The 9266-nt window shown below is 41.1% G+C and carries 5 protein-coding genes and 2 rRNA genes; 4 read left to right on the top strand and 3 right to left on the bottom strand.

From position 1 onward, the window contains the following. The first annotated feature begins 9 nt into the window (after window positions 1–9). Window positions 10–126: ribosomal RNA gene (gene rrf / locus ACE198_RS27455) — 5S ribosomal RNA — on the top strand. A gap of 140 nt (window positions 127–266) precedes the next feature. Here the strand turns inward: rrf and ACE198_RS27460 are convergent. Further along, window positions 267–491 (bottom strand): hypothetical protein, encoded by a 225-nt coding sequence (locus ACE198_RS27460; protein WP_375377743.1) that lies wholly within the window; start codon window positions 489–491, stop codon window positions 267–269. A gap of 296 nt (window positions 492–787) precedes the next feature. Here ACE198_RS27460 and ACE198_RS27465 point away from each other — a divergent pair, with 296 nt between their 5' ends. Next, the gene (locus ACE198_RS27465) at window positions 788–3817 is read left to right on the top strand and encodes an efflux RND transporter permease subunit (RefSeq protein ID WP_375377744.1); all 3030 of its coding nucleotides are present in this window, start codon (window positions 788–790) and stop codon (window positions 3815–3817) included. Between the two features lie 393 nt (window positions 3818–4210). Here the strand turns inward: ACE198_RS27465 and ACE198_RS27470 are convergent, their stop codons facing one another. Continuing rightward, a complete protein-coding gene (locus ACE198_RS27470; RefSeq protein ID WP_375377745.1) occupies window positions 4211–4753 on the bottom strand; it encodes a hypothetical protein in 543 nt (180 codons plus the stop codon). 480 nt (window positions 4754–5233) lie between these two features. Next, window positions 5234–6253, bottom strand: a complete 1020-nt coding sequence (locus ACE198_RS27475; RefSeq protein ID WP_375377746.1) for a DUF3231 family protein — start codon at window positions 6251–6253, stop codon at window positions 5234–5236. A 265-nt stretch (window positions 6254–6518) separates the two neighbouring features. Between ACE198_RS27475 and ACE198_RS27480 the strand changes: the two genes are divergently transcribed. Next, a complete protein-coding gene (locus ACE198_RS27480) occupies window positions 6519–8702 on the top strand; it encodes a transglycosylase domain-containing protein (protein WP_375377747.1) in 2184 nt (727 codons plus the stop codon). A gap of 467 nt (window positions 8703–9169) precedes the next feature. After that, window positions 9170–9266: ribosomal RNA gene (locus ACE198_RS27485) — 16S ribosomal RNA — on the top strand; the annotation flags it as partial.

The following is a 9266-nucleotide window of genomic DNA, read 5'->3' on the forward strand; positions in this document are numbered from 1 at the left end:
ATTTAATAGTCTGGCAGCAATGGCGAGAAGGTCACACCCGTTCCCATACCGAACACGGAAGTTAAGCTTCTCAGCGCCGATGGTAGTTGGGACACGCGTCCCTGTGAGAGTAGGACGTTGCCAGGCATTTTAAGAACAACTCAATTGGGTTGTTCTTTTTTGTTGTGATGAAGAATTGTCCACTGTTTATTATTCCAGATGAATGCTTGTGTAACTCTATTAAACATAAAAGCCTAGTTCCAATCGGAACTTGGCTTCATTTTGTTTCAATAATTCTTCCCTCGACTAGCCTTAATGATCCGTTTGATAATCCACCAACACACCGGAAAGTTTATAAAAAACGTCATTGCAACAAAGGCTGCCATGGCGATCAAACTATTATTCATTTCATTCCCAGGACTCTGTGAAACTACCGCGAAAAATACCGCATAAAGCAGGATGGTAATCAGCAGCGCTAATACCCCATCAGACAACTTCCTAAACATATTCATTCTGTTTTTCTCTAACTCCTTCTCCCTACGGCTTATTCTCAAAATGCTCAACCCAACCAAACTTTCCAACTAAGTAGATTTTACTAGAAATTTACCATTTTAATCAATTTCGGTGCCTGACACCAGAACATTATCTAAGCCTTAGGTCTTAGTCGAGATTACAGTAACTGCCCGATGTTGGCAGTGAGATGGAAATCTTATAATAAAAAAGGTAAAAAGAACCAGAAAACGAGTTTAGTAGGTTGGGGAAGTAGTTAAACTGAGAAAGTACTTAGATTACGGAGGGGAAAAGAAAAATGAAATCATGGATTAAGTTTTCGTTGAAGAATGCCGGGGTTATTTTTATCGCCATGTTGATGGTGATTGCTGGGGGAGTTTATTCAGTCAAAACGATGAAGATGGAATCGATGCCGAATGTCGACATTCCTTATATAATCGTTCAGGTTCCATATCTTGGAGCGACTCCTGAACAGGGATTAGAGGATATAGGCAAACCGTTAGAAAACATGTTATCGGGAATAAAGAAACTAGATAATTTGTACATTGAGGCACACAGTAATATGGTGGTGGGGATTCTTGAATTTGAGATGAGGAAAGATATGGATGAAGCGGAAAAGGACGTTACGACCGCCGTCGCCTCGATCCAACTGCCAGCAGGGGCGGAAAAACCGCAAATCCTCAAAGACGGTCCGTCTGCGATGCCGGTTTTTACCTTTGCCCTTTCATCGAACACAGCTAATCAATCCGATCTGACCGAATATATCAATGAACGGATAAAGCCGGCATTGACTGGAATTGATGGAGTGGGAACAATTGATATTTCGGGGGAAACGGAAAAAGAAGTGGCGGTAAAGCTCGATCCTGAAAAAATGAAACAGCATGGGGTTACCTATGAGACGGTGAAACAAACATTTGCAGCCCATCATTTTTCTTTTCCAGCCGGTCAAGTAAATGTCGACGATAAAACTTTGAATGTGCAAGCAGATTTCAAGCTGGATTCCGTCGGTGATGTAGAGAATATTCAAATTTTGTCTCAAGGTCCAAATGGTGTCCAGAAGGTAAAGATGTCGGAAATCGCAACCGTTTCTTATAGCAACAAAAAGGAAACTGTCTATACACGTCTAAATGAAAAGCCGGCTGTTCTGGTTGAGATGAAAGCACAGGCCGGTTCTAATACCGTTGAAGTGGTGGGGCAGGCCAAAGAAAAGCTCGATGAATTAGACCTTCCGGCTGGATACACATTAACGAAGTTATATGATACCTCTAAAGAAGTGAAAACATCTGTCGATGGAATGCTGCGGGAAGTGTTGCTGGGAACCCTGTTTGCGGTGCTGGTTACGTTTTTATTCCTTCGTAATATTAGGGCAACGATTGTCGCTGTTCTTTCCATTCCGCTATCAATTTTGGCCTCAATGATTACCTTAAAATACTTAGGCTATAGCTTAAACATGATGACACTAGCGGGGATCGCGGTCGCCGTCGGCCGTGTCATTGATGATTCGATTGTCGTCATTGAAAATGTGTACCGCCGTACTTTAACGAGTTCGCAGCGTGATGAAAAAATGGTTCTTACGGCAGCCAAAGAAGTAGGCGGCGCCATTACATCGTCCACCCTTACGACCATAGCCGTTTTTGGACCACTTTCCTTTGTTCCAGGCATTATTGGACGTTTCTTTGCTCCATTTGGAATTACGGTCATCGTGGCGCTGGCGTTTTCACTGATCGTTTCATTGACCGTCGTGCCGTTACTGGCAAAATTATTCTTACTTCGTATTAAACCGAAAGAGGAAAAAGAATCTATTTTTCAAAAAGCCTATAAGAATACTCTTTCATGGGTCTTAAATAAACGGGCTTTGACGATTGTTTTGGCAGTGGTCATGTTTGTTGGATCATTGGCATTAGTCCCGATGATACCGAAAAACTTTTTACCGCAGGAGAAAGCCGTCTCCTATCGCTTAACCGCTGATTTACCAGAGGGAACATCACTGGAAAAAGCCAACTTGATGGCGGGTGATATCGAAGAAATTTTAAAAGAGGAAAAGCAAATTAAGCATACCCAAACGATTGTGAATGGGGAACATATTCGTTTTTCGATTGATCTAGAGGACGATACCTCAAAGGGACAAACTACTAGTTTTGAAAAAAGGGTACGTACGGCAGTGGAGAATCTTAGCGATGAGATGCAGGTGGCCCTCGCGCCGGTTGGGATTGTTGGAACGAGTGGTATCGCCCTAATTGTGGAGGGCGGAAATGCCCAAGATTTGGAGACCGCTGGGAAGATGATTACGGATAAAATTAAAAACATCGATGGTTTAGAGAATGTTGAATCCAACCTTTCTGGTGTGAAGGAACAGCTGCAATTGGATATCAATGATACAATAGCCGCGGAAAAAGGGGTAAGCCCGATTATGGTTGCCGGATTTGTTCGGGAGTTGATTGCTGGGGACCATCTGGGAGATATTCAAGTAGACGGAAAAACAACAAGTGTGAATTTGTTGTTGGATGGAAGTTCGGTAGATTCTATTGCTGATATTATGAGTCAAAAATTGACCAATCCGATGGGGCAGCAAGTCAGCCTCTCCGAAGTGGCCAGCCTAAAGAAAGCACCAAGTCCGTCTGCATTGTACCGCTTAAATCAGCAGCAATATGTGCAGGTGACGGGCCGAATCACGACGGATAATTCGTCAGGTGTGCAAGCTGAAGTAGACAAACGACTAAAGAGCATTGATCTGCCAAGTGGAGTGAACGTTCGTTCCGAAGGTCAAGCGCAAGCGATGAATGAAGGATTTACAAATATGATGCTGGCAATGGCGGTTGCGGTAGTGCTGGTGTTTATCGTGATGCTTGTCGCGTTCGGGAATATGCTCATGCCTGTGGCGATACTATCGTCGCTTCCGTTCCTATTTTCGGGTGGATTATTAGGATTATATGTGACGAATCAAGCACTAGGGATGCCGGCTTTAGTTGGATTTTTGATGTTAATCGGAATTGTGGTCACGAATGCAATTGTGCTGATGGAGCGCGTGAAACAGAACGAGAAGAAGGGCATGGAACTTACAGCTGCATTATTAGAAGCAGGAAAAACCCGGCTTCGCCCAATTCTCATGACAGCACTTGCCACGATTGGTGCGTTGCTGCCATTGGCCCTATCTAGTGAAGGCGGCTTAATTTCTAGATCACTCGCGATTGTTGTTATCTCGGGATTATTAACATCAACCTTATTAACCTTGGTCATCGTACCGACTACGTACCATGTAATGAAGTCGATTAAAGGAAGAATTGGCAAGAATCGCGTGGATGTTGATGGAGAGAGGGAGACAGCGTAAGAAGGTGTCTATGGATGGTGCCTGACACCACTCAAATTGGTTACTTTTGTCCTTCATCGTATGATGGAGGGCATTTTTTCTTGATTGCTAGGGAGATTTTTCTTATTGACGACTGAGGCGATGAAAAAAGAGAAAGAACGGTAGCCAATAGTAGGTATAGATGATCGAAACTATGAAAAAAGATAAGGAAGGTAGTCAATAGGGGTTATAGATGCCCGAAACTATGAAAAAAGATAAGGGAAGGTAGTCAATAAGGGGTATAGACGCCCGAAACTACAAAAAATGAGAAGGAACGGTAGCCAATAAGGGTTCTAGAGGCGAGAAATGGTAAATGGAGGTCGCTTCTTAGTATAGGGGAGGAAGACACTATAAAGGAACTGTCCTATTTGGCCCCTATTTTTTACCTGTTATCAGATGCTCTTTTTGTTTTCGATACACTTTAATTTCCATGATATGCCCCATGATTCCAATTAACAATCCAAATGCGAGTCCGTTAAAGACAGGGAAGTCTAAAAATCTAATAACGGAATAATGTCTGATCAAGCTAGTGTTATGCCAAAATAATCCGAAATCCATGCCTAATACCATTCCGATAAAGAAGCCTGACAAATATGTCCGTTGGTCCGCATCTTTACCAATCATCTTATGATTATTGGTGATTGCTGCATTAAATGCCTGCCAAATCGCATAACCGTACAGGGATGGGTAAAATAGTGCCCATCTATAATCAATTACGTGGTGGGCAGAATGTATATCCCCGATAAAGGAGTTGATTAAAGATAGGTTTAGATTTGAGTTCAAATTCACGACAAATTCCATGCCGATCAACACAGCTCCAACTATATAATCCTTATTGTAAAATTGCCCGAATCCTGGTAATACACATGACCATAACATTGCTGCATATGGAGATTTATATTGTCGGCTTTGTCTCATGGCGCCATTTCCCCCAAGAAATAAATATGTTATATAATAATAATTTCTTCAAACCTTCTCTAATCCCTCTTTTCATTCCTTTTTTTGGTAAGAAAGACACAACCTATAGGCAGAAATACTCATACATTCAAAGATTAAGATATTTGGATACAGTAGGAAACATGAGGTCAGGTCTGGTGGCCGGCTGAATTTCTTTGGAGCTATTAGAACCGTCCCTTTTTTTAAAATAGTTTCTCCTTTTCACCAAGTTTTCACGAATCTCTATTACTATTCTATACATCAGATAACGATCAGTTTGCAGCTCCGTTAGCTCAGTTTGACGCGGCATACAATAGCTATGTAGGCGAGGAAGAAGAACTCACTAAGGAACTCGAAAAGTTAAAAGGTGAAAAAGAGAAAGTGGCCGCATTTTAATATATGGAAGAGAAGCACCGCCAATTAGGCTGGTGCTTCTCTTTTTATCTGGATACTATATTTTCACTATTTATTCTTTTGTCTTATTAACTCATCTCGATCGGATGCCATTGGAGGCTGCTCCATCCAGCGATTTTTTATCATGATATTGGCCCCATCTTCTGCATACATTTGAACCTCTACGGATAGCCTGTTATACAGTGAAGCCAGATCTCCTCTGGGACTTACACTGACACCTGTACCGTAATAGCCAACACTCATAGCAATTAAACCAGTGGTAAAGTACATCATGAGTTTATCAGAAAATGTACGTGTGGTACTGTTTGTTATTTCCCCATCCCACCCCATCGGTGCAGGGAGTTTACTTTCCTCTAACTTTGCTCTAAATAATCTAATGTGTTTATTCCCAATTTCTAAACCCTTTAGAAAAAATTTTTTAACATCCTTGTCCTGTGCAACCTGACTAAATCCAGTTAGCGCAGCAACTCCGAGAGCATTTCTTTGCATATTCGCAAATAAATTTTCAACTTCCGCTGCAATTAATGGTCTTTTTTCTCCAATTACATCCAACATAAACCATTGCTTTTTCACAAATTCAACCTTCTCTAAATTTGGCAGGTTCGGAGACCTGATAAACAGCCCTTTGGATAATAATAATTCTGTTGACTGTTTATATAATCCCATGGTTTCAGTAAGACAGTCCATGTAATAAGCTTTAATGTCATTTCTTACTGATGCTGCTAGAGCGGCTCCATATAAAGTAAGTCCGACCTTCGACATTTGGTGAATAAAATTGAGCACAAATGCGTCAGAGTAAAGTCTAGGTGCAGTTAAATCTACATCTTCTCCAATGCGAAAACCGTGCGGAACAATATTCTTTTCCTCAGTTAAAATAGCTGTAATCGTTTGAACATGTGATGCAGATAACTCTAGGGCATATTTAATAACCGGCTTAATTTCATCATCCTCCACTTTTTCTAAAAAATAAGTAAGGATACAAATGCTTGCGCTATCATTTAAGTATTGAGCCCAAAGTTGAGCCATTTCACCAGCAGTTAACCTCATCTGGATTCCCTTTGCCTCCATAATTTACCTCCAACGTATAAATAATATAGGATAACTTCCCCATAAATTACCTGTAATATGTATGAGTCTCCTGGCCGGGAAACCCGGTTCTGGTGGTCACCACAAGTCTCATTGGAGCCAGGAGAACCGTCACTAAGTCTCATTTTTTGCGTGTTCCCCTCATAAAATTAACCCCGCTTACGAAGTCCTATAATTAGCTGATCATACTTTCATTTACATCATATCAACTTTGCCAAACCATAAATTTACATGGGAGAGAAGAAGCATGACAGAAGAGACTTATCAATCTCGTGAGGAACGAAAGCGAGCGGAAAGGGCAAGACAGAATCAAGACAGAAGCAATCGAAAACCGAAGAAAAAAGGATCGATTTTGAAAAAAATAATCATTGTCTGTCTCGTGCTGGGACTTGTTTCAACAGGAGCAGGAGCGATCACGTTCGCTTCTATGATTAAGGGTTCGCCTAATTTGGATGATTCTAAGCTGGTGGATCCACTTTCAACGAAATTTTACGATAAAAACGGAAAATTTCTTTATGAATACGGGAAAGAAAAGCGAACGAAAATTACCTATGATCAACTTCCAAAAGTACTGGAGCAGGCGTTTATTGCCACGGAAGATTCCCATTTTTATGAACATCATGGGATCGACATCAAAAGGACTGCTAAGGCTATTTTTGTCAATGTAACCGGAAATTTCGGATCACAGGGCGGTAGTACGATTACTCAGCAAGTGATTAAAAATTCCTTTTTGACGCCGGAGAAAACATTAAAGCGAAAAGTCCAAGAATGGGACTTGGCGTATCAGTTGGAACAGAAATATTCCAAACACGAAATTTTAATGATGTATTTAAACAAAATCTACCTTGGAAACCGTTCTTACGGAGTTGCTGCTGCCGCAAAGAGTTACTATGGTATCGAAGTAAAGGATTTGAAAAAAATGACGCTCGCGCAGGCAGCTTTGATAGCCGGACTGCCGCAGAGTCCGAATAATTACGATCCAACCAAGCCGGAAAACAAAGAAGCGGCCACAAATCGCCGAAATATCGTCTTACGTTCGATGCTTAGAGATGGGTATATAACGGAGAAACAGTACAAGGAAGCTTCAAAAGTTCCTGTTACTGAGGGACTTGTCCTAAAAAGCAACCAACAAACGATTCCTTACGAAGCGTTTTTGGATGCCGTTGTAAAAGAGGTAAAGAGGAAACTGAAGGGTGTCGACATCAGTGAGGATGGATTATCTATCTATACCACCCTCGATCCAAATGCCCAGAATTATGCAGATAAAATGTTGAACACCAATGAAATCATTGCCTATCCAAATGCTGCTTTCCAGGGGGCTTTTGTCTTTTTAGATACAAAAACCGGAGAAGTGCGGGCGATTGGGAGCGGGCGAAACGAGTATAAAGCTGAATTTCTAGGTAACAACTTTGCGGTCGATCTCCGTCGTCAGCCAGGATCGACATTTAAACCGATTTTTGACTATGGTCCAGCGATTGAAAATTTAAAATGGTCCACTGGTCATCAGATTAAAGACCAGCCGACGTCGTATTCAACTGGACAGCCGATTTCCAACTGGGATCATCAGTATCATGGAATGCTGACCATACGGAATGCACTAAACAACTCATATAATATTCCTGCTCTTCTTACACTACGGGCGGTTGGAATGGAAAAGGCAAAGAACTTTGCAGAAAAACTCGGCATTTCTTTTAAAAATAACCAAGTATATGAATCCTATGCGATTGGAAGTAATTCTCTTAGTCCATTAGCCATGGCCGGAGCTTACAGTGCATTTGGAAATAAAGGGAACTACAATAAACCTCATTTTGTCCAAAAAGTGGTCCTGCCTAATGGTAAAGTCGTTCATTTTACCGAGAAACCAAAACGGGTCATGCAGGATTACACGGCGTATATGGTGACTGATATGCTGCGCTCCGTTGTAACAAATGGGGGTGGAGTAATGGCCAACGTTCCTGGACTATATGTGGTAGGGAAGACAGGGACAACGAATTTTGACGCACCGACCCGGGCGAAATTCGGATACCCAGAAAACGCCACGAATGATAGCTGGTTCGTAGGATATACACCGCAATACACCATGGCGGTCTGGACTGGATACGCACAAAACGGCTCTGGTAACTTTATGGACGCGACGACGACACCAATTGCAAAGTATATGTTCAAAAACATGATGCAGTCATTTGGAACGGATGCATCGAGTTTTCAGCAGCCAAGCAGTGTCTATCGAGTAAATAATGAACTGTATATTAAAGGCGTTACTTCTGCAGAGGTACCGCCAAAACCAAAACCAATTATCAACAAAGCGAAACCTGCTCATAATAATGTGGGAATTAGAAATGCGCAGAAACCAAAAAAGGAAGAAAAGAAACAACAAAAAGAGAAAAAGAAAAAGCACCCAGGGAAAGGGAAAGGAAAAAAGAATCATTAGATCGGTAAGACCAGTGAAAAGCCAGGAGATATGCTAATCTCCTGGTTTATTTATTATTGAAAAGAAAACCGTAAGAGCTTTCTAAAAAAAAGAAAAACTTTTTGTTGCATAATTATTAGGAGGGTGATACTATAAGGAAGTCGCTTTTGACAGCAGGTTTTCATTGTTAAAGGTGATTGAAAAAGAGATGAAAATTATATTGACATAGCAATATAGAGTTGATATAATAATAAACGTCGCTTTTGATAAACAGACTTTTAGTTGTTAAAAGTGATTGATAAAAAATAAAAAAATTATATTGACATCATAATAGAAAGTTGATATAATAACAAATGTCGCTTCTGACATAATGAATTGTTCTTTGAAAACTAAACAAACAAAATCGTGCAAACAAACAATATTAATCGTGTTTCTTCTATTATATATAGTTAGAACATGAGCCAACGTAACAAATGAGCTAATCAACTTTCTTGGAGAGTTTGATCCTGGCTCAGGACGAACGCTGGCGGCGTGCCTAATACATGCAAGTCGAGCGAGACTCTTCGGAGTCTAGCGGCGGACGGG

The organism is Neobacillus sp. KR4-4 (assembly GCF_042136325.1).
In the GTDB taxonomy this organism is placed as follows: Bacteria; Bacillota; Bacilli; order Bacillales; family Cytobacillaceae; genus Neobacillus.

What these genes read in the sequence shown, in the direction of transcription:
- ACE198_RS27465 (WP_375377744.1), top strand. Translation starts at nt 788, where the DNA reads ATGAAATCATGGATTAAGTTTTCGTTGAAGAATGCCGGGGTTATTTTT.
- ACE198_RS27460 (WP_375377743.1), bottom strand. Translation starts at nt 491, where the DNA reads ATGAATATGTTTAGGAAGTTGTCTGATGGGGTATTAGCGCTGCTGATT.
- ACE198_RS27480 (WP_375377747.1), top strand. Translation starts at nt 6,519, where the DNA reads ATGACAGAAGAGACTTATCAATCTCGTGAGGAACGAAAGCGAGCGGAA.
- ACE198_RS27475 (WP_375377746.1), bottom strand. Translation starts at nt 6,253, where the DNA reads ATGGAGGCAAAGGGAATCCAGATGAGGTTAACTGCTGGTGAAATGGCT.
- ACE198_RS27470 (WP_375377745.1), bottom strand. Translation starts at nt 4,753, where the DNA reads ATGAGACAAAGCCGACAATATAAATCTCCATATGCAGCAATGTTATGG.